Genomic DNA, 19541 nt, shown 5'->3' with positions numbered 1-19541 from the left:
TTCTTTATTGGCTGACGAAGTGGAATGGCTGAAGGGTGGCCCCGTCGCATGCATGCCATGATGACAAACTTTCGCCTGTTGAATTGTCAACGAAGTTTAAACACGGGCGCGCGGAATGCAAAAACGGCGCGCGGTGCGCGCCGTTTCGCGAGGCGGAGTGAAGCGGGGGAAGCGCGGCGCTGCGCCGCGCACGCTGCCGGCGTCAGACGGGCTTGCGGGTGCCGCTGTCGCGCAGGTTGGCCGGCACGACCGGACGGAAGCGTTCGCGCTTCTGCTCGTCGTCGAAGTGCTGGAGCGCGGGCTTGATGAGGTCGCTGCGCGACACGATGCCGGTGATGCGCAGCGATTGCGGATCGTCGACGACCGGCAGGCGTTCGAGGCCGAGCATCGCGAGGCGCGACGCGACGACGCGGCACGTTTCGTGTGCGAGCGCGACGGCAGGTGCGCGATCGGCGAACGCGCTCGCGAGCGTCGCGCCGGCACCGGCTTGCGCGCGCTGCGCATCGAGCGTCGCACGATCGACGAGGCCGAGCAGGCGGCCGTTCTGCACGACCGGGTAGGCACGGTGCGTCTGCTTCGCGCCGAAGTACTGCGACTCGACCGCGTCGAGCGTCGTTGCGCCGTCGATCGCGACGAGCGCATCGGCGGATGTCATCACTTCACCCACGTCATGGCGCTCGAGCGGATCGACGCCGTATTCGCGGTAGATGTGATAGCCGCGACGCGCGATCTTTTCGGTCATGATCGAACGCTTCATCACGACGGTCGCGAAGCCGTGCGCGACGAGCGTCGCCGCGAGCAGCGGCAGCAGCGCGTTCGCGTCGTGCGTGAGGCCGAACGCGAACACGATCGCGGTCAGCGGCGCGCCGAGCGTTGCACCGAGCGTCGCGGCCATGCAGACGAGCGGCCACAGCGCCGGATCGCCGCCGGGCAGCACCGGCGACAGCACGGTGCCGAGGCCCGCGCCGAGCATCAGCAGCGGGGCCAGCACACCGCCCGACGTACCCGAGCCGAGCGCGACCACCCACATCACGGCCTTCACGATCAGCAGTGCGAGCGCGATCTTCAGCGCGATGTGCTGGTGCAGCAGGTCGCCGATCACGTCATAGCCGACGCCGAGCGCGCGCGGCTCGAGCCAGCCGCCGATGCCGATCACGATCGCGCCGAGCGCCGGCCACCACATCCAGTGCACCGGCAGTTTCGCGAAGCCGTCTTCGATGCGGTACAGCGCAGCCGACAGGCCGCATGCGAGCATGCCCGACAGCAAGCCGGCGACGATGCACGACAGCAGCGCGACGGGCGTCGGCGCGGATGTCGTCAGCGGAAACAGCGGACCGACGCCGAAGAACACGGCGCGCGCAAAACCGGCCACCGCGCACGCGAGCGCGACCGGCAGGAAACTGCGCGGACGCCATTCGAACAGCAGCAGCTCGACCGCGAGCAGCACGGCGGCGACCGGCGTGCCGAACACGGCCGTCATGCCGGCGGCCGCGCCCGCGACGAGCAGCGTCTTGCGCTCGGCGGCGGTCACGTGCACGCATTGCGCGATCAGCGAGCCCAGCGCGCCGCCCGTCATGATGATCGGGCCTTCGGCACCGAACGGGCCGCCGCTGCCGATCACGATGCCGGACGACAGCGGCTTGAGCACGGCGACCTTCGGCGACATGCGGCTCTTGCCGAACAGGATCGCCTCGATCGCTTCCGGAATGCCATGGCCGCGGATCTTCTCCGAACCGAAGCGCGCCATCAGGCCGACGATCAGCCCGCCGATCACCGGCACGACGATCACCCATGCGCCGAGCGTATTATTGGCAGGCGAGTGGTCGGCGAACGAGAACTGCTGGAAGAAGAACAGGTTCGTGAACAGGTGAATCAGGCTCAACAGCACGAACGCCGCCAGCGTGCTGAGCAAGCCGATCACGGCAGCTAGCAACGCGATCCTGGGCAGGCGTTCGTTGGTCGAGAAATCGCGTTTATGTGGTGCGTTCATCGGAGTTGAAAAGGTCGGTAAAGCTTGGGTCAAAAATCGATCTGCGGAACCTGGAATGTGCCCTTGAGCGACGTCAGCTCGGCGCGATGCATCGCCGCGAGACGCGCCAGCAACGTTTCGCCGGCCTGTTCGAGATGAACCTCGACCTGCCGGCGGTCGGCTTCGCTCGTCTTGCGCTTCACGAGGCCGAGCGCCTCGCAGCGCGTCACCAGCGCGACGACGCCGTGATGCTGCGCCTGCAGGCGTTCCGCGAGTTCTCCGATGGTTGCCCATTCGCGGTGCGGGTAGCCCTTGATGTGCAACAGCAGCAGGTATTGCAGCGGCGTCACGCCTTCGCTTTGCGCGGCGCGTTCGGAGAAGCGCTCGAAACGGCGCATCTGGTAGCGGAACTCGGACAGTTGCTGAAAATCGCTTTTGGTCAGTGCGCGTCGGGTGTCGGACATGGCGGTCGGTCGGGCAGGCGGTTTCGGTAGCGCGGAATATATCACAATATGATATAAATGGCCGGGTTTTCGCGGAATGACCTGCATTTTGCGTTGCGCCGGTGTTACGCGGCCTCGAGCATCTGCGCCTGCTGGTACAGGCCGGTGACGAGATCCGTCTGCGTAATGATTCCGACCAGCCGGCGCGATGCGTCGACGACCGGGATGTGGTGGTGGCCCGAATGCGTGAACAGCGGCACCAGCGCGGTGATCGGCATGGTTTGCGGCACGTATGCGACGTCGCGCGTCATCACGGTGGCGACGCTGGCGGGCTGGCCGCCGAACGACTGCGGCAGCCGCGCGGACAGCCGCTGCCACAGCGGCGCCGGGCGACGCATCTGGCGCGTGAGGTCGGCGCGCGTGACGATGCCGATCAGGCGATCCTCGCCATCGACCACCGGCAGCGCTTTTACGCGATGGCGGTCGAGCAGCGTGAGCGCGGCCAGCACCGACGTCGACGGTGCGACTTCGATCGCGTTCTTCGTCATCAGGTCGGCACATGTGAGCTGGCCGAACGTGCGCGTATACGCCTGCATCTCGGTTTCGCGCAGCAGCATTTCGAGATCGTCCGGATCGATGTCGAGCCATTCGCCGCGACGCTTCAGCACCGCGTCGAGGTCGCCGCGCGTGAAGCCGCCGCGGGCCGGCGCGGCCGTGCCCGCCTGCGGTTTCGCGTCGGGACGCACGCCGCCGTGCGGGTAACGGTGGCCCGTCAGCGCGTGGTACAGGAGCGCGGCCGACAGCAGGATCGCGGACTGCAGCGCGATCGGCTCGACCACGAAGCCGAAGCCGAGCGAGTGGATCGCCGGGCCGCCGAGCACGGCCGTCAACGCAACCGCGCCCGATGGCGGGTGCACGCAGCGCAGCGCGAACATGCCGCCGATCGCGAATGCGATCGCGACCGCGGCGGCCGTGATCGGATCCGCGATCCACTGCGCACACGCAACGCCGACCGTCGCCGCGACGAGATTGCCGCCGATGATCGACCACGGCTGCGCGAGCGGACTCGCGGGCACAGCGAACAGCAGCACGGCCGACGCGCCCATCGGTGCGACGAGCAGCGGCACGAGGCCCGGCACGCCGGGCATCAGCCGCATCGTGATGCCGACCGTCGCGATGCCGACGAGCGCCCCCGTGCACGAACGCATGCGTTCGCGCCAGCCGAGCGTCATCGGATGGGGAATGAAGCTGTGCAGCCACTGCCGGAACGTGCGGCGCGACGGGGAAGAGCCTGACGACATGGACGGGAAGCGGTAAGAATGGCGGCGCGAGCTGACGCAACGCGGACAAAAACGAAATTATATCGCGTCGTGATACAAATTGTCGCACCGCATCAAGACGTTGCATGCGCGCGACGCACGTGTCTTGCAAAAACCTTTCGTCGGATGAAAGCCCGGGGGCCGCGTAGATGCGCAAATTTGTCTGCAGCGGCGTACAATTCGGCCCACCGAATCCCCCGATATGTCAGAACCACGTACGCGATGCCCGCTCTCACGCCTGTTTCCCGGCACGGCGATCGCTTTGGCGTGGTTCGCGCGCGCGTCCCGTTTCTGCTCTGACGCGAACGCCGCCGCCTTTTCTCCACCGACACTCCCCAAGCCAATTCAATGGACATGCTCGAAAACATGCGCCTGTTCGTGCGCGTTGTCGAAGCCGGCAGTTTTACCGCGGTCGCCAAGGAAATCGACGCGACCACCGCGCAGGTGTCGCGCGCGGTATCGAATCTCGAAGCACACGTACAGACGCGTCTGTTGCATCGCACGACGCGCCATCTCGGCCTCACCGAAAGCGGCGAACGCTATTTCGAGCGCGCGAAATCGATTCTCGCCGAAATCGACTACGCGAACGCGGAGGCGCGCAATGCGCTGCTGAGGCCGAGCGGCAAGATGCGCATCCATGCGATGACGGGGCTCGGGCAGAGTCACGTCGTGTCGTCGATCGTGCGTTACCAGGAAGACAACCCGGATGTGTCGGTGGAGCTGACGCTCGCGCAACGGATGCCGAATCTCGTCGAGGAAGGCTACGACGTGTCGATCGTGACCGCGTCGCAACTGCCCGATTCGGGCTACGTCGCGCAGACCTGCGGCACGAGCTGCAGCGTGCTGGTCGCATCGCACGACTATCTGGCGCGCCACGGCACGCCGAAGACGCCGGACGACCTGCCGAACCACGTATGCCTGCGCCTCGATACGCCCGCGTCGCCGGCCAGCGAGTGGCGGCTCGAGCGCAACGACGGCGAGGAGGCGGTATATGAACTGCAGCCGGCGCCGTTCCAGGTCAACGTGCCGGACGCGCTGTGCGTCGCGGTGCGGGCCGGGCGCGGGATCGCGTGCGTCGCGCTGTACACCGTGCTCGACGACATCCGCGAAGGGCGGCTGATTCGCGTGCTGCCCGAGTACCGGCTGCAGACGGTCAGCGTATATGCCGTCTATGCGACGCGCCGCTATCTCGACGCGAAGATCCGCACGTTCCTCGATCACCTGCGCACGACGCTCACGCCGGCGCTGGAAAACGATCTGCGCGAACTCGACCGGCTCGCGGTCGAGGAGGCGCCGGCCGTGCCCCACGCGTAACACGGCGCGCGCTCGCCGCGCGAACGGGCTCGCGCGGCGTGCCGACGTTCATGCGTCCGGCGTCACGCGAATCCGCTCGAAGCGGCCCGCGAGCCACACGTACGCGGCGATGCCGATCAGCCCGTGCGCGGCGACGAACCACAGTGCGCCCGCGAACGAGCCGGTGTGCGCGACGAAGTAGCCGATCACGAGCGGCGTGACGATCCCCGCGATGTTGCCGAGGCCGTTGAACACGCCGCCGCTCAGGCCGACCATGCCTTCCGGCGCGGTATCGGCGAGCACCGCCCAGCCGACCGCCGCAAGCCCCTTGCCGAAGAACGCGATCGTCATCAGCGCGATCACGACCGCGTTCGACGCGGCGCCGTTCGCGAGCACGAGCAGCGTCGCCATTGCCATCCCCATGACGAACGGCGTCTTGCGCGCCTGCGACGGATGCACGCCGCGCCGGATCAGCCAGTCCGACAGCACGCCGCCGAGCACGCCGCCGGTGAACCCGCAGAGCGCGGGGAGCGCGGCGACCCAGCCCGCTTCCATGATCGTCATCCCGCGCCCCTTGATCAGGTAGATCGGGAACCAGGTGATGAAGAAGTAGGTGAGCGCCGTGATGCAGTACTGACCGATATAGATCGCCCACAGGTTGCGGTGGCGGAACAGTTGCGATGCATCGCGCCACGACACGCGTGCGCGGTGGCGGACGCGATTCGCCTCCAGATCGACGAGCGCGCCGTGCGCACGCAGATAGTCGCGCTCGGCGTCGCTCACGCGCGGATGGCCGTGCGGCTCGAGATACCACGCAAACCACAGCGCGGCCAACGCGACGCCGAGCAGCCCCATCCACAGAAACACGTGCTCCCAGCCGAGCGCGTGCGTAAGCCACGCCATCGCGGGCGTGAACAGCACCACGGCCATGTATTGCGCGGAATTGAACAGTGCCGACGCGGTGCCGCGCTCGGCCGTCGGGAACCAGCACGCGACGATGCGCGAATTGGCCGGGAACGCCGGCGATTCGACGAGGCCGAGCATGAAGCGCATCGCGAACAGCGCGAGCGTCGCCGCCACGCCCTGCAGGGCGAACCCGCCGACCGTGCCCTGCAGCATCGTGAAGACCGACCACAGCAGCAGGCTCAGGCCGTACACGCGACGCGCGCCGAAGCGGTCGAGCAGCCAGCCGCCCGGGATCTGGCCGATCGCATAGGCCCATGCGAATGCCGAGAAGACGATGCCGAGCTGCACGGGTGTCAGCCCGAGATCGTGCGCGACGCCGGTGCCGGCGATCGACATCGTCGCGCGGTCCGCATAGTTGACGACCGTGACCGCGAAGATCAGCGCGAGCACCGTGTAGCGGACGCGACCGATCGTGCGCGATGCGGCGGGTGAGGCGGGCGATGCGGTGGCGGCTGCGCCCCCGCTGGATCGACTGGACATGCGTGTCTCCTGGCCTCCGTCGTGCGGAGGCATCTGGTTTCGTGTAGCCGTGAAGGCGGGCGAGTCGCGATCAGCGCGTGACGCTGGTCGGCGGCCGTTGGCCCGCGAAGCAGGCGGCGAGGTTGGCGAGCACGATGCGGCCCATCGCTTCGCGCGTCTCGTGCGTGGCGCTCGCGCGGTGCGGCTGCACGACGACGCGCTCGAGTTCGAGCAGCGCGGCGGGCACGCGCGGTTCGTTGGCGAACACGTCGAGGCCGGCGCCGGCGATCGTGCCGTCGGCGAGCGCGCGCACGAGCGCGGCTTCGTCGACGAGCTTGCCGCGCGCGACATTGATCAGGAATCCTTTGCTGCCGAGCGCGGCGAGCACCTCGGCCGTCACCAGCACGTTGCCGTGATCGGCGGAAGCCGCGAGCACCAGCACGTCGCTGTCCCGTGCGAGCGCGATCAGGTCGGGCGCGTAGCGATAGCCGCTGTCGCGATGCTCGCGCGGGCCGAAATAGCTGACGGGCATCCGGAACGCCTGCGCGCGTTGCGCGATCGCGCGCCCGACGCGGCCGAGGCCGACGATGCCGAGCCGCTTGCCCGTCACCTGCGTCGCGAGCGGCTGCGCGGCCTTGCCCCAGCGGCCGGCGCGCACGATGCGCTCGCCGGCGCCGAGGTCGCGCAGCGTCATCAGGATCAGCCCCATCGCCATGTCGGCGACGTCGTCGGTCAGCACGTCAGGCGTCGTCGTGACGTGGATGCCCCGTGCACGGGCGCGCGCGAGGTCGACGGCATCGGTGCCGATCCCGCTGATCGCGACGATTTCGAGTGCGCTCAGCCGGTCCATCAGCGCGGCGGACAGCCCGTTCGCGCCGCCGGTGACGACGCCGCGGATGCGCGGCGCGACGCGCTCGAGCAGTGCGTCCGGCTGGTCGGCCGCATACAGGCGATGCACTGCGTAACGGGCGGACAGTTCGGCGTCGATGACGTCGGGAAGCGGCTGGGTGAGCAGGATATCGATGGTCATGAAGGTCTCGGTCGTCGTGCGCGGCGCGGGCCGCGCATCAGGTGCAACCGAGTATAGAAATCGTATCGATATCGGTCTAACATCAAAAGACTATCGATTGATTCAAGAATTGAATGATTGAACTGAACCAGCTTCGCTGTTTCGTCGCAGTGGCCGAGGAACTGCATTTCGGCCGCGCGGCCAGGCGGCTTTTCATGACGCAGCCGCCGCTCAGCCGGCAGATCCAGTTGCTCGAACATGCGCTCGGCATCGCGCTGCTCGAACGCAGCAGCCGGCAGGTCAGGCTGACCGCGGCCGGCGAGCGCTTCCTGCGCGATGCGCGGCACATCCTCGAATTTTCCGCGCGGGCGGAGCAGGCCGCGCAGCGCGTCGCGCACGGCGGCGCCGGGCGCATTACGCTCGGCTTCACGGCCGTCAGCGCATACCGGATGATTCCGGTGCTGCTCGCGCATGCGGCGCACGCGCTGCCGGACGTCGATGTCGAACTGCGCGAGATGGTGTCGACCGTGCAGATCGACGCGCTCGCGTCGCGCATGCTCGATGCGGGCTTCGTGCGCCAGCGTGCCGCGCGTCACCCGCTCGAATACCGGCTCGTGCAGCGCGAGCCGATGCTCGTCGCCGTCGCGCAGGGCGCGCCGCTCGCCGCGTACGAGCGGATCGGCCCCGACGAACTCGACCGGCAGCCGTTCATCGCGTATTCGCCGAACGAGGGGAAGTACTTCCACGACATGATCTCGGGGATGTTCGCCGGCGCCGGGCGCTTGCCGAACTACCTGCATTACGTCGGGCAGACGCATACGATCCTCGGCCTCGTGCGCGCCGGGCTCGGCGCCGCGCTCGTGCCTGCATCGGCGCGCGAGCTGCATGTCGACGGCGTGGTGTTCCGGCCGCTCGCGGGCGTCGACGTGGCGGCCGAACTGTATCTCGCCTGGCGCGCGGACAACGACAATCCGGCGCTGCCGGTGTTCAACGCGATGGTCGAGCAGTTTCTGACGGCGGAGCCGTGTAACGCCCGAGTCTCGAACGAAAGTCAGTTGTCTGACGATATCGGCGGCGCTTAGGCCTGACGCCGCGCCAGCGGTCCCGGAAGTCAGGAAATCCCGCATTCCATCCCGAATCCGGGCCGGAAATCGCTCCCGCATCCATCGACTTTTCACCCGAAAACAGGGGGAAACCCTCATTTTGTTCTCATCGGTCGTCGTATTACTGTATCGATACACTAAATCGATACAGTGCGCCGGGAGGCGCAATCGCAAAGGAGACGTCCATGACTACCTTCACCCGGCGGCGCTTTCTGCAAACGGCGTCCGCAGCCACGCTCGCGGTCGCGGGCGGTGTGCCGGATCTCGCCCGCGCGGCGCAGCCGACCGTGACGCTGCGCTGCTCGTCGTCGATGCCGGCCGACCAGAACGCCGCGCACTACGTGTGGTACGAGCGCCTCGCCGCGAACCTGAAGGCGAGCGTCGGCGATGCGATCCGGGTCGACTACTTTCCGAACAGCCAGCTCGGCAAGGAGAGCGACGTCGCGCAGCAGGTGAAGATCGGGGCGATCGACATGATGATCGCGGGGTCGTCGATCTGGGCGACGGTCGCGCCGGAGCTCGGCATGCTCGATCTCGGCTACCTGTTCGACAGCTATGCGCACGTCGCGAAGGTGCTCGACGGTCCGGTCGGCACCAGCCTGAACGCGCTGCTGCAAAAGCGCTCGGGCTGTTCGGTGCTGACGTGGGGCTCGCACTTCGGCGGGCGCTGCGTGTTCACGAAGCAGCCGGTGACGGCGCTGCAGGGCGTGAAGGGCACGAAGCTGCGCGTGCTGCCGACGCCGGCGTTCATGGACACCTTCAAGGTGATGGGCGCGGTGCCGACGCCGATTCCGTTCGGCGAGCTGTACATGGCCGTGCAGACGGGTGTCGTCGACGGGCTCGAGCACGATCCGGCCACGGTGCTCGCGAGCCGCTTCGACGAGATCGTCAAATCGTGCTGGCAATCGCACCACGTGTTCGCGGCGATGACCGTGGTGATGGGACGGCGCGCGCTCGACCGGATTCCCGCGAACCTGCGCCCGGCGTTCGACCGCGCGGTGGCCGATGCGACCGTGCAGCAGCGCGCGATTGCCACGCAGAAGGCCGCGCAGGCGGAGCAGGCGTTGAAGCAGCACGGCATGACGTTCCATCCGATGGCCGACGCCGAGCGCACGGCGCTGCGGCAGGCGATGCATGACCGGCTCTACGTCGCGTTCGCGAAGCAGTATCCGGCGACCGCTCCGCTGTTTCCGGCGATCGCCGCCGCGCGGGGTTGAGCGATGGATACCGGTTCCGTCTCGAGCGCCATGCCGGCGGCCGACGCAAGCCGTCCGGCCCGTATCGCGTCGCGCACGCTGGACGCGGCGATGCGCTGGATCGAATACGTATCGGCGGCGGTGCTGGCCGCCGACGTGCTGGTCGTGTTCGTGTCGGTCATCTTCCGCTATTTCCTTCACGATCCGGTCGACTGGGCCGAGGAGGTCGCGAGCGCGCTGATGATCGTGCTGGTGTTCTTCGGCGCGGCGACGGTGCTGGGGCGCAGCCAGCACGTCGGCATCGACCTGTTCCGCGGCTGGCTGCCGGCAAGCTGGCAGGGCGCGCTCGTGCAGATCGGGCACTGGATCGTCGCGGCGGTTTCGCTGAACCTGCTGGTGTCGTCGTGGCAACTGCTCGGCGACTCGTACGACCAGTTGACCACCGGCGGCCTGCCGGGCTGGATCAACGTGTATCCGATGATGTTCGGCGCGCTGTTCATGAGCGTGTTCGCGCTGGCGAACGCACTGAACGCGCCGCGCCGCCGCGTGATCGGCACGCTCGCGTGCTGCGCGATGCTCGCGGGCGCTGTATACGGCTGGAATGCGTTGCAGCCCGAGCATGCGATCGCACCGGGCGCGCTGCTGATCGCCGGCTTCGTCGGCGGGCTCGTGCTGGGCGTGCCGATCGGCTTCGTGCTCGCCTTCTCGGCGCTGCTGTATTTCCTCGCCGATCCGACGTTGCCGCTGCTCGTGTACTCGCAGCAGGTGATGGCCGGCGCCGATCACTTCGTGCTGCTCGCGGTGCCGTTCTTCGTTCTCGCCGGCTTGCTGATGGAGTCGAACGGGATGTCCGCGCGGCTCGTCGAATTGCTGCTGCGAATGTTCGGGCGCGTGCGCGGCGGGCTCGGGCTGATCGTGATCTTCGCGACCGCGTGTTTTTCCGGCGTATCGGGGTCGAAGCTGGCCGACATCGCGGCGGTAGGCGGCGTCGTGATGCCGGCCGTGCGCCGCGCACGCCAGGACCCCGACGAAACCGCGGCGCTGCTCGCGTGCAGCGCGGTGATGGCCGAGACGATTCCGCCGTGCGTGAACATGATCATCATGGGCTTCGTCGCGAACATCTCGATCGCGGGGCTGTTTCTCGCGGGGATCGTGCCGGCGGCCGTGCTGGCTGCGTCGCTGGCCGTCGTGACCGTGATCTGCGGACGCCGGATCGACATCGACGCGGTGTTCACCGAGCGTCGCGCATGGCTGCCGCTCGCGGGCGGCGCGCTCGTCGCGCTGATCATGGTCGCGATGATCGGCAAGGGCGTGACGTCGGGCATCGCGACGTCGACGGAAGTGTCCGCGTTCGCGGTGGTCTATGCGCTCGTGGTCGGCTGGGCGGCGTTCCGCGAACTGACCTGGCGTTCGGTCGGCCGCGTGTTCGTGCGTGCGGCGTCGATGGCGAGCGGTATCCTGTTCATCGTCGCGGCGGCGTCGAGCGTGTCGTTCGCGCTGTCCATCGAGCAGATTCCGGCGCTCGTCTCGGGCACAATGACCGCGTTCGCCCATCAGTACGGCTCGACGGCATTCCTGTTGCTGGCGGCGCTGCTGATGATCGTGTTCGGCGCGGTACTCGAAGGCGCGCCCGCGCTGATCATCTTCGGGCCGCTGCTCGCGCCGATCGCATTGCAGCTCGGCATCAACCCGCTGCATTTCGGCACGGTCGTGGTAGTGGCGATGGGGCTCGGACTGTTCGCGCCGCCGGTCGGGCTCGGCCTGTTCACGACCTGCGCGATCACGGGAACCGAGGTCGGGCGCGTGGCGCGGCCGATGGTGAAATACCTGCTGGTGCTGTTCGCCGCCCTGGTGGCGCTGATCTTCGCACCGGCGTTTTCGTTGTGGCTGCCGGCCCATTTCGGCCTGTAGCCCGTTCAATGCAAGACGACATGAGTACGATTCAGGACGTGGCCCGTCATGCGGCCGTTTCGGTCAGCACGGTTTCGAACGTGCTCAACGGCCGCACCGATCAGATGAAGCCGGAGACGCTCGAACGCGTGAAGGCGTCGATGGACGCGCTGCACTACCGGCCGAGCACGCTCGCACGCCAGCTCAAGACGGGGCAGACGCCGCTCGTCGGGCTGCTGGTGCCGTCGATGGCCAACCCGATGTACGGCTACATCGCGCGCGAGATCGAGGCCTGCGCGCAGGAGCAGTACGGTCATCGCGTGCTGATCGGCAACACGTATCGCGATGCCGGCAAGGAGGCGTCGTTCTTCGAAGACCTGTTCGCGCACGGCGTGCGGCGCGTGATCGTGATCTCGTCGCTCGCCGACGAAAGCCACCTCGAGCGCGCGGCCGCACGCGGGATGACGGTCGTCAGCTACGACCGCCGCGCGACGCCCGGCGAGCAATCGCAGGTCGATCACGTGACGGCCGACAACGAGGCGGCCGCGCGGCTCGCGACCGGCTGCCTCGTGGCCGCCGGCCATACGCGGCTCGCGTTCGCGACGGTGGCCGGCATCACCGTGAGCCGCAGCGACAAGATTCGCGGCTTTCTCTCGGTGGCGCGCGATGCGGGCGTCGACGCGCAGGTGCTCGACGGCGGCCCGGCGAACGAATACGGCGACGCGGTGATCGTCGACGTCGGGCGCGCGCTCGGCGCCGCGCTCGCGGCCGATCCGGCGCGGCCGACCGGCATCGTCGCGGTCAACGACCTGTTCGCGCTCGGCCTGATGGCCGGGCTGCGCGACGGCGGATTGCGGGTGCCCGACGATGTGTCGGTCGTGGGGATGGACGGTCATTTCCTGTCGGCGATTTCGTCGCCGGCGCTGACCACGGTGCAGTTGCCCGTCCCCGACATGGCCGCGGAGATGGTGCGACGCGTGATGCGGCACGACGGCGATGCGTCGTCGGGGCCCGGGCAGTGCGTGTTTCCGGGCGTCACGCTCGTGGCGCGCGCGTCGGTTGCGCCGCCGCCGTATGCGCCCGACGCTGACGGAGGCCTGGCATGACGCACGTCTACGTCACTCATCCGTCGGGGATGCTCGATCACTACTTCGGCGCGAAGGCGCTGCGCGCGCTGCGGGCGATCGCGGACGTCACGTGCAATCCGCTGGACCGCGAACTCGGCACGGACGAGCTGATCGCCGCCGCGCACGGATGCGACGCAATCATCGCGTACCGGCAGACGCCGGCGCCGCGCGCGCTGTTCGACGGGCTGCCCGCGCTTGCCGCGTTCCTGCGCTGCGCCGTCGACATCCGCACCGTCGACGTCGGTGCGGCGAGCGCATCCGGCGTGCTGGTCACGCAGGCGAGCCCCGGCTTCGGGCCGGCGGTTGCCGAATGGGTGATCGGCGCGATGATCGACCTCGCGCGCGGCATCGGCGCCTATGCGAACGCGTACCGCCGCGGCGCACCGCCGGTGCCGCTGATGGGCCGCGAATTGCGCGGCAGCACGCTGGGCGTGGTCGGCTACGGACAGATCGCGCGCGGTCTCGCGCCGATCGCGACCGCATTCGGAATGCGCGTGCTGGTGAGTGATCCGTACGTGCGGGTCGATGCGCCGCCGCTCGAACAGGTCGATTGGGCGACCTTGCTGCGCGATGCCGATTACGTCGTATGCCTTGCGCCGGCGACGCCGGCGACCGCGAACCTGTTCGATGCGCGTGCGTTCGCCGCGATGAAACCCGGTGCGTGCTTCGTCAATGCGTCGCGCGGCGAGCTCGTCGACGAGCAGGCGCTCGCCGAGGCGCTCGACGGCGGCCGGCTGGCCGGTTGCGCGCTCGATGTCGGCCGTGCCGCGGACCAGATGCCGACCCCCGGGCTTGCCGCGCATCCGCGCGTGATCGCCACCCCGCATATCGGCGGGCTGACGCGGCCGGCGGTCGAGCATCAGGCGCTGGAGACGGTCGAGCAACTCGCCGCGCTGCTCGACGGGCGCGTGCCGAACGGCGCGGTCAACGCGGCACACGCGACGCGGCTCGAACGCTGGCGTTCGACCGACACGTCCGCCGTGCAGGGCGCCGCACGATGACGCGCGACGACGGCGGCATGCACGCGTGCGATTGCCATATCCACATCTACGACGATGCGTATCCGCTCGCGCCGACGGCGACGTTCCGGCCGCCGCACGCACCGGCGGATGCGTATCGGCGCGTGCAACGGGCGCTTGGTCTTGCGCGCGTCGTCGTCGTGCAGCCGACCGGCTATGGCTTCGACAACCGCTGCACGCTCGCTGCGCTGGCCGCGCTCGGCCCGCAGGCGCGGGGCGTGGCGACGGTGCCGGTCGACGTGCCGGATGCCGAACTCGAGCGGCTGCACGCGGCGGGCATCCGCGGCGTGCGGTTCATGATGCTGTCGGGCGGCACGTCGCGATGGGACGAACTGGAACGGATGGCCACGCGGATCGCGCCGCTCGGCTGGCACATCGACCTGCAGCTCGACGGCCGCACGCTGCCGGACGTCGAGCCAACGCTGGCGTCGCTGCCCGCGCGCGTCGTGATCGATCACACGGGCAAGTTCCTGACGCCGGTTGCGCCGGATGCCGCCGCGTTCGTTGCGCTGCGGCGCCTGCTCGATCGCGGCCACGTGTGGGTGAAGCTGTCCGCGCCTTACGAGACGTCGCGATCCGGTGCGCCGGGTTATGACGACGTCGCACGCCTCGCGACCGTGCTCGCGCACGCGCATTCGGCGCGCTGCGTGTGGGGCAGCAACTGGCCGCACCCGAACGCATCGCCGGTGCCCGACGATGCGTGCCTGCTCGGCTGGCTGCACGCATGTGCGGCGGACGATGCGGCGGGCCGCGCGATTCTCGTCGACAATCCGGCGGTGCTGTACGGATTCGATACGAACGCCGCGACGGCTTCGTGACGTAACGCCCGGTTGGCCGACCGCCGGCGCCGTTTCGATGTCCCGTTTCGTACCGTCAATCGGTACGCTTTCCCGTCCGCATGCAGGCTGCGGCGACGCGCGCCGCCCAACGGCGCCGTCGCGTGTCGCCACAGCCTGCTGCCTCCGACACCGTATTGCGTACGACGCCTACGCCGTCGCCCAGCGACGCCGCCGGCGCGCGTCCACGCAATGTGCCGCCGACCGTCCGGCACGCGCGGCGGCACAGGCGTCCGAAGCAATTCGATCGAGCGGGGAAGATGAAGCGATGCGGGGGGGCCGGCGGAGCATATCCGCCGGGCCCCCGCGCCATTGTGGATCAGTGCGTGATCGACAGGAACAGATAGGCCGCGAACAGCGACAGGTGCACGACGCCGTGCAGCACCGTCGTGCGTCCCTGGCTGAGCGTCAGCGTGCTGACCAGCAGCGTCAGCGACAGCAGCACGGTTTCCATCGCGCCGATGCCGAGCGTGAGCGGCTGGCCGACCCAGATGAACACGGCAGCGACGGTCGGGATCGTGAGCCCGATGCTCGCGAGCGCCGAGCCGAGCGCGAGGTTCATGCTGGTCTGCAGACGGTTCGCGCGCGCGGCGGTCACGGCCGCCAGCCCTTCGGGCAGCAGCACGAGCGCGGCGATCACGATGCCGACCGCGGCTTCGGGCGCGCCGAGCTTCATCACCGCGTGCTCGACGGCCGGCGACAGCAGCTTCGCGAGCAGCACGACCGCGACGAGGCTCGCGAACAGCAGCACCATGCTGATGATCGCCATGCGCGTGGTGGGCGGCGCGGCATGCACGGACTCGTTCGCGCTGTCGTGCGCGGCGAGGAAGTAGTCGCGATGGCGGACGGTCTGCACGAACACGAACACCCCGTACAGCACGAGCGACGATATGCCCGCGAACGCAAGCTGCGAGCTGGAGAACTGCGGGCCCGGCGCGGCGCTCAGATAGTTCGGCATCACGAGCGACAGCACCGACAGCGACGCGAGCACCGCGAGCGCCTTGCTCGCGCCGCGCCCCTGGAAGTCCTGTTCGCCGTGCTTCCACGCGCCGACCAGCAGGCAGAGGCCGACGATCCCGTTGCAGATGATCATCACGGCGGCGAACACGGTGTCGCGCGCGAGGCCCGACTTCTCGGGGCCGGCGCCGAGCATGACCGACACGATCAGCGCGACTTCGATGATGGTGACGGCCACCGCGAGCACGAGCGTGCCGAACGGCTCGCCGACGCGGTGCGCGACGACTTCGGCGTGATGGACCGCGGCGAACACGGCGCCGGCGAGGGCGGCGGCGAACAGCGCGATGACGAGGCCTTCGGCCGGCACGACGCGCGACAGCGCGAGTACCAGCCAGGCGGCAAGCGGGGCCCAGAGGGTCCAGCGCGGAAGCTGGTTGGACGAGAGCGGCATGGGCGGTTTCCTATGCGGGTGGCGGCGCGCGACGCGCCGTCACGGGTTGACGAAGCCCGGCCGGATGATCCGCCGAACGAGGACGATGAAACGGATGAGCAGATGCTGCCCGGGGTTCGCCGCGATGAGGCGGCGAGGGGCGCGGGCGGGCCGAAGCCCGTCGCTGGATGAAACTGAAACGGTTCGATGCGGTCGGCCGCCGGTGGCGGGGTGCGGGCACGTGACGACCTGCAGGCCGAAAGCCTGGATCCGACCCCGGACGGGCGGCGAGCGATGGTCGACAGCGGTGGCGTGACACGCGGTTTCCCCCTGAAATCCGGCGGTTTGTCGAATTTTATCAGGCGTTCGGGGGCTACTATCTCACATTAGATTGCTTTCATTGACCTTTCGGTTTACAAAAAGTGCCCCGATCGTTCGATTTTTTTGTTTTTGCAGTTTCCGTAACGGTCTATTGCACGATAAATTCGGGCTCGCCCTGACATAAATCTACCGACCGGTCGGTTTATAATCGCTCGCACTTCCACTTCATGACGGATCGCAAGCGATGGCTGTTTCTTCTGCACATTCGGTGAATTCGGGCGCGCTGGCGCCGTCGGCGGTCGTCGGCGTGATCGGCGCGGGCGCGATGGGCGCGGGCATCGCACAGGTCGCGGCGGCCGCAGGCCATACGGTGTTGCTGTACGACCTGAACGAAGCCGCCTGCGACAAGGCGCTCGCCGGAATCCGCGCACAGTTCGCGCGGCTTGCGGAGAAGGGCCGGATGACGCCGGCGCAGGCCGGGGCGGCCGGGAGCCGGATCCGCGCGGTGCGCGCGCTGGCCGATTTCGCGGGCGCCGCGCTGATCGTCGAGGCGGCGGCCGAGCGGCTCGATGTGAAGCGCGAGATCTTCGCGACGCTCGAACGCCACGTCGACGACACCTGCGTGCTGACGACCAACACGTCGTCGATCTCGATCACGTCGATTGCCGCCGGGCTGCGCGCGCCGCAGCGCGTGGCCGGCCTGCATTTCTTCAATCCGGCGCCGCTGATGGCGCTCGTCGAGGTGGTCAGCGGGCTCGCCACGGCGCCCGAGGTTGCCCGGGTGCTGTACGACACCGCCGCCGCGTGGGGCAAGAAGCCGGTGCTGGCGAAGTCGACGCCGGGCTTCATCGTGAACCGCGTCGCGCGCCCGTATTACGCGGAGGCGCTGCGCGTGCTGAACGAACAGGGCGGCACGCCGGCATCGATCGACGCGGTGATGCGCGACGCGGGCGGCTTCCGGATGGGGCCGTTCGAGCTGATGGACCTGATCGGCCACGACGTGAACTTCGCGGTGACCGAGTCGGTGTTCCGCGCGTATTTCAACGACCCGCGCTACACGCCGTCGCTGATCCAGCAGGAACTCGTGAACGCCGGCTTCCTCGGGCGCAAGTCGGGGCGCGGCTTCTATTCGTATGCGGACGGCGCGACGCCGCCCGCGCCCGATCTCGAACCGCCGCGCGACGCGCCGGCCGACGTCGCGCTGTTCGCGCAGGACGGCCCGGCCGCCGCGCTACGGGCACGCTTCGCCGGGCAGTTCGCCGGCGCGCGGCAGGACGGCGCGCACGCCGACGAACTGCTCGCCGTGGCCGGCCGCGCATCGATCGCGCTGACCGACGGTCGCACCGCGACGGTGCGCGCCGCGCAAACCGGCGTGGCCGATCTCGTGCTCGTCGATCTCGCGCGCGATTACGCCCAGGCCGGGCTCGTCGCGCTCACGCGCGCGCTGCAGTGCAGCGACGCGGCCTATGCGGATGCGGTCGGCCTGTTCCAGCAAGCGGGTTTCCGTGTCGTCGGCATCGCCGACGTGCCGGGCATGGTCGCGATGCGCACCGTCGCGATGCTCGCGAACGAAGCGGCCGACACGGTCAACCAGGGCGTGTGCTCGCCCGCCGATCTCGATCTCGCGATGGAGAAAGGCGTGAACTACCCGTGCGGCCCGCTCGCGTGGGCCGATGCGATCGGCATCGGCCGCGTGCATCGCGTGCTGTCGAACCTTGCGGCGAGCTACGGCGAGGACCGCTATCGCGTGTCGCCGCGCCTCGCCGCGCTGCACGCTGCCGGCCGCACCTTCCGCTAGCCGCCGGCGCGCCACCCCGATTACGACAACGACATCACTCCACTGGAGGAGCACCCCGATGACTCACCCGACGCATCCTGCCGCCGCGCTCGACCCGATCGAGACCGCCAGCCGCGACGAACTGCAGGCGCTGCAGATCGAGCGCCTCAAATGGTCGCTGCGCCACGCGTACGACAACGTTGCGCACTATCGCCGGACGTTCGACGCGGCGGGCGTGCATCCCGACGATCTGAAGACGCTCGCCGATCTCGCGAAATTCCCGTTCTCGACCAAGAACGACCTGCGCGACAACTACCCGTTCGGGCTCTTCGCGGTGCCGCGCGAGCAGGTCGTGCGCGTGCATGCGTCGAGCGGCACGACGGGCAAGCCGACGGTGGTCGGCTACACGGCGCGCGACATCGACACGTGGGCGAACGTGACCGCGCGTTCGATCCGCGCGGCCGGCGGCCGCCCGGGCGACACGCTGCACAACGCGTTCGGCTACGGGCTCTTCACGGGCGGCCTCGGGATTCACTACGGCGCGGAACGGCTCGGCTGCATGGTCGTGCCGATGTCGGGCGGCCAGACCGAGAAGCAGGTGCAGCTGATCCGCGATTTCGAACCGAAGATCATCCTCGTCACGCCGTCGTACATGCTGAACCTGATCGACGAGATGGTGCGGCAGGGGATGGACCCGGCCGCGTCGTCGCTGAAGATCGGCATCTTCGGCGCCGAGCCGTGGACGCAGGCGCTGCGCGAGGAAGTGGAGACGCGCGTGGGCATCGACGCGCTCGACATCTACGGGCTGTCGGAAGTGATGGGCCCGGGCGTCGCGTGCGAATGCGTCGAGACGAAGGACGGCCCGGTGATCTGGGAAGACCACTTCTATCCGGAGATCATCGATCCGGTGACCGGCGAAGTGCTGCCCGACGGCAGCGAAGGCGAGCTGGTGTTTACGTCGCTGACGAAGGAAGCGATGCCGGTGATCCGCTACCGCACGCGCGACCTCACCGCGCTGCTGCCGCCGACCGCGCGCGCGATGCGCCGGCTCGCGAAGATCACGGGCCGCTCCGACGACATGCTGATCGTACGCGGCGTGAACGTGTTCCCGAGCCAGGTCGAGGAGATCGTGGTCGCGCAGCCGAAGCTGTCGGGGCAGTTCCAGATCACGATCTCGCGCGACGGCCACATGGACCGGCTCGACCTCGCGGTCGAACTGCGCTCCGAGGCCGTCGCATGCGTGACCGACGGCGAGCGTGCGGCCATCGCGCGCGAGTTGCAGCACCGGATCAAGACGATGATCGGCGTGTCGGCCGGCGTGACGGTGCTCGCGGCGGGCGGCATCCCGGCCAGCGCGACCGGCAAGGCGCGCCGCGTGATCGACCGCCGGCATGTGGCCTGAGCGTGTCCGTTCCCTGTTCTACCCC

16 protein-coding genes are annotated in these 19541 nt (G+C 68.8%); 10 read left to right on the top strand and 6 right to left on the bottom strand.

The window, feature by feature from the left end; genetic code table 11:
* Positions 1-202 precede the first annotated feature (202 nt).
* From DCN14_RS08695 to DCN14_RS08685, 3 genes are all read right to left on the bottom strand, one after another.
* The gene (locus DCN14_RS08695) at positions 203-1990 is read right to left on the bottom strand and encodes a chloride channel protein (protein ID WP_096499758.1); all 1788 of its coding nucleotides are present in this window, start codon (positions 1988-1990) and stop codon (positions 203-205) included.
* Between the two features lie 29 nt (positions 1991-2019).
* Positions 2020-2433, bottom strand: coding sequence for a helix-turn-helix domain-containing protein (locus DCN14_RS08690; RefSeq protein WP_096499756.1), 414 nt, complete (start codon positions 2431-2433; stop codon positions 2020-2022).
* Between the two features lie 104 nt (positions 2434-2537).
* Positions 2538-3713 carry an HPP family protein gene (locus DCN14_RS08685; protein ID WP_096499754.1) on the bottom strand — a complete coding sequence of 392 codons (1176 nt, stop codon included), beginning with the start codon at positions 3711-3713 and terminating at the stop codon, positions 2538-2540.
* Positions 3714-4079: 366 nt separating this feature from the next.
* Between DCN14_RS08685 and DCN14_RS08675 the strand changes: the two genes are divergently transcribed.
* Positions 4080-5045 carry a LysR family transcriptional regulator gene (locus DCN14_RS08675; protein WP_096499752.1) on the top strand — a complete coding sequence of 322 codons (966 nt, stop codon included), beginning with the start codon at positions 4080-4082 and terminating at the stop codon, positions 5043-5045.
* Between the two features lie 48 nt (positions 5046-5093).
* Here DCN14_RS08675 and DCN14_RS08670 read toward each other — a convergent pair whose 3' ends face one another.
* Together DCN14_RS08670 and DCN14_RS08665 are read right to left on the bottom strand one after the other, a co-directional pair.
* Positions 5094-6470 carry an MFS transporter gene (locus DCN14_RS08670; RefSeq protein WP_096499750.1) on the bottom strand — a complete coding sequence of 459 codons (1377 nt, stop codon included), beginning with the start codon at positions 6468-6470 and terminating at the stop codon, positions 5094-5096.
* Between the two features lie 70 nt (positions 6471-6540).
* Complete coding sequence (locus DCN14_RS08665; RefSeq protein WP_096499748.1) at positions 6541-7479, bottom strand: 2-hydroxyacid dehydrogenase; 939 nt, start codon at positions 7477-7479, stop codon at positions 6541-6543.
* Here DCN14_RS08665 and DCN14_RS38995 point away from each other — a divergent pair.
* From DCN14_RS38995 to DCN14_RS08635, 7 genes are all read left to right on the top strand, one after another.
* Positions 7478-7600 carry a hypothetical protein gene (locus DCN14_RS38995; RefSeq protein WP_275896809.1) on the top strand — a complete coding sequence of 41 codons (123 nt, stop codon included), beginning with the start codon at positions 7478-7480 and terminating at the stop codon, positions 7598-7600. The two genes, DCN14_RS08665 and DCN14_RS38995, sit on opposite strands and share 2 nt — an antisense overlap.
* A complete protein-coding gene (locus tag DCN14_RS08660; RefSeq protein WP_240327189.1) occupies positions 7593-8540 on the top strand; it encodes a LysR substrate-binding domain-containing protein in 948 nt (315 codons plus the stop codon). Before DCN14_RS38995 ends, DCN14_RS08660 begins: the two co-directional genes overlap by 8 nt.
* A 206-nt stretch (positions 8541-8746) precedes the next feature.
* Positions 8747-9778, top strand: coding sequence for a TRAP transporter substrate-binding protein (locus DCN14_RS08655; protein WP_096499746.1), 1032 nt, complete (start codon positions 8747-8749; stop codon positions 9776-9778).
* A 3-nt stretch (positions 9779-9781) separates the two neighbouring features.
* On the top strand, positions 9782-11668 hold the full coding sequence (locus DCN14_RS08650) for a TRAP transporter large permease subunit (protein WP_096499744.1): 1887 nt from the start codon (positions 9782-9784) through the stop codon (positions 11666-11668).
* A gap of 8 nt (positions 11669-11676) precedes the next feature.
* Positions 11677-12753, top strand: coding sequence for a LacI family DNA-binding transcriptional regulator (locus DCN14_RS08645; RefSeq protein WP_096499742.1), 1077 nt, complete (start codon positions 11677-11679; stop codon positions 12751-12753).
* Positions 12750-13775 (top strand): NAD(P)-dependent oxidoreductase, encoded by a 1026-nt coding sequence (locus DCN14_RS08640; RefSeq protein ID WP_096499740.1) that lies wholly within the window; start codon positions 12750-12752, stop codon positions 13773-13775. The genes DCN14_RS08645 and DCN14_RS08640 overlap by 4 nt, the downstream gene beginning before the upstream one ends.
* Entirely contained in the window at positions 13772-14611 is an 840-nt protein-coding gene (locus DCN14_RS08635; protein WP_096499738.1) for an amidohydrolase family protein, read from the top strand. The genes DCN14_RS08640 and DCN14_RS08635 overlap by 4 nt, the downstream gene beginning before the upstream one ends.
* 337 nt (positions 14612-14948) lie before the next feature.
* Here the strand turns inward: DCN14_RS08635 and DCN14_RS08630 are convergent, their stop codons facing one another.
* Positions 14949-16037 (bottom strand): ionic transporter y4hA, encoded by a 1089-nt coding sequence (locus DCN14_RS08630; RefSeq protein WP_096499736.1) that lies wholly within the window; start codon positions 16035-16037, stop codon positions 14949-14951.
* A gap of 544 nt (positions 16038-16581) precedes the next feature.
* On the opposite strand from DCN14_RS08630, the gene DCN14_RS08625 reads away from it, so the two are divergent.
* Both DCN14_RS08625 and paaK read left to right on the top strand, forming a co-directional pair.
* A complete protein-coding gene (locus DCN14_RS08625; RefSeq protein WP_096499734.1) occupies positions 16582-18135 on the top strand; it encodes a 3-hydroxyacyl-CoA dehydrogenase in 1554 nt (517 codons plus the stop codon).
* 58 nt (positions 18136-18193) lie between these two features.
* On the top strand, positions 18194-19516 hold the full coding sequence (gene paaK, locus DCN14_RS08620; RefSeq protein ID WP_096499732.1) for a phenylacetate--CoA ligase PaaK: 1323 nt from the start codon (positions 18194-18196) through the stop codon (positions 19514-19516).
* Positions 19517-19541: the final 25 nt, after the last annotated feature.

Origin of the sequence: Burkholderia sp. IDO3 (genome assembly GCF_003366075.1) — a bacterium.
In the GTDB taxonomy this organism is placed as follows: domain Bacteria; phylum Pseudomonadota; class Gammaproteobacteria; order Burkholderiales; family Burkholderiaceae; genus Burkholderia; species Burkholderia anthina.
This window is presented reverse-complemented; position numbering and strand designations above follow the sequence as displayed.

Coding starts and splice junctions, on each gene's coding strand:
- DCN14_RS08695 (WP_096499758.1), bottom strand. CDS start 1,990: ATGAACGCACCACATAAACGCGATTTCTCGACCAACGAACGCCTGCCC.
- DCN14_RS08690 (WP_096499756.1), bottom strand. CDS start 2,433: ATGTCCGACACCCGACGCGCACTGACCAAAAGCGATTTTCAGCAACTG.
- DCN14_RS08685 (WP_096499754.1), bottom strand. CDS start 3,713: ATGTCGTCAGGCTCTTCCCCGTCGCGCCGCACGTTCCGGCAGTGGCTG.
- DCN14_RS08675 (WP_096499752.1), top strand. CDS start 4,080: ATGGACATGCTCGAAAACATGCGCCTGTTCGTGCGCGTTGTCGAAGCC.
- DCN14_RS08670 (WP_096499750.1), bottom strand. CDS start 6,470: ATGTCCAGTCGATCCAGCGGGGGCGCAGCCGCCACCGCATCGCCCGCC.
- DCN14_RS38995 (WP_275896809.1), top strand. CDS start 7,478: ATGAAGGTCTCGGTCGTCGTGCGCGGCGCGGGCCGCGCATCAGGTGCA.
- DCN14_RS08665 (WP_096499748.1), bottom strand. CDS start 7,479: ATGACCATCGATATCCTGCTCACCCAGCCGCTTCCCGACGTCATCGAC.
- DCN14_RS08660 (WP_240327189.1), top strand. CDS start 7,593: ATGATTGAACTGAACCAGCTTCGCTGTTTCGTCGCAGTGGCCGAGGAA.
- DCN14_RS08655 (WP_096499746.1), top strand. CDS start 8,747: ATGACTACCTTCACCCGGCGGCGCTTTCTGCAAACGGCGTCCGCAGCC.
- DCN14_RS08650 (WP_096499744.1), top strand. CDS start 9,782: ATGGATACCGGTTCCGTCTCGAGCGCCATGCCGGCGGCCGACGCAAGC.
- DCN14_RS08645 (WP_096499742.1), top strand. CDS start 11,677: ATGCAAGACGACATGAGTACGATTCAGGACGTGGCCCGTCATGCGGCC.
- DCN14_RS08640 (WP_096499740.1), top strand. CDS start 12,750: ATGACGCACGTCTACGTCACTCATCCGTCGGGGATGCTCGATCACTAC.
- DCN14_RS08635 (WP_096499738.1), top strand. CDS start 13,772: ATGACGCGCGACGACGGCGGCATGCACGCGTGCGATTGCCATATCCAC.
- DCN14_RS08630 (WP_096499736.1), bottom strand. CDS start 16,037: ATGCCGCTCTCGTCCAACCAGCTTCCGCGCTGGACCCTCTGGGCCCCG.
- DCN14_RS08625 (WP_096499734.1), top strand. CDS start 16,582: ATGGCTGTTTCTTCTGCACATTCGGTGAATTCGGGCGCGCTGGCGCCG.
- paaK (WP_096499732.1), top strand. CDS start 18,194: ATGACTCACCCGACGCATCCTGCCGCCGCGCTCGACCCGATCGAGACC.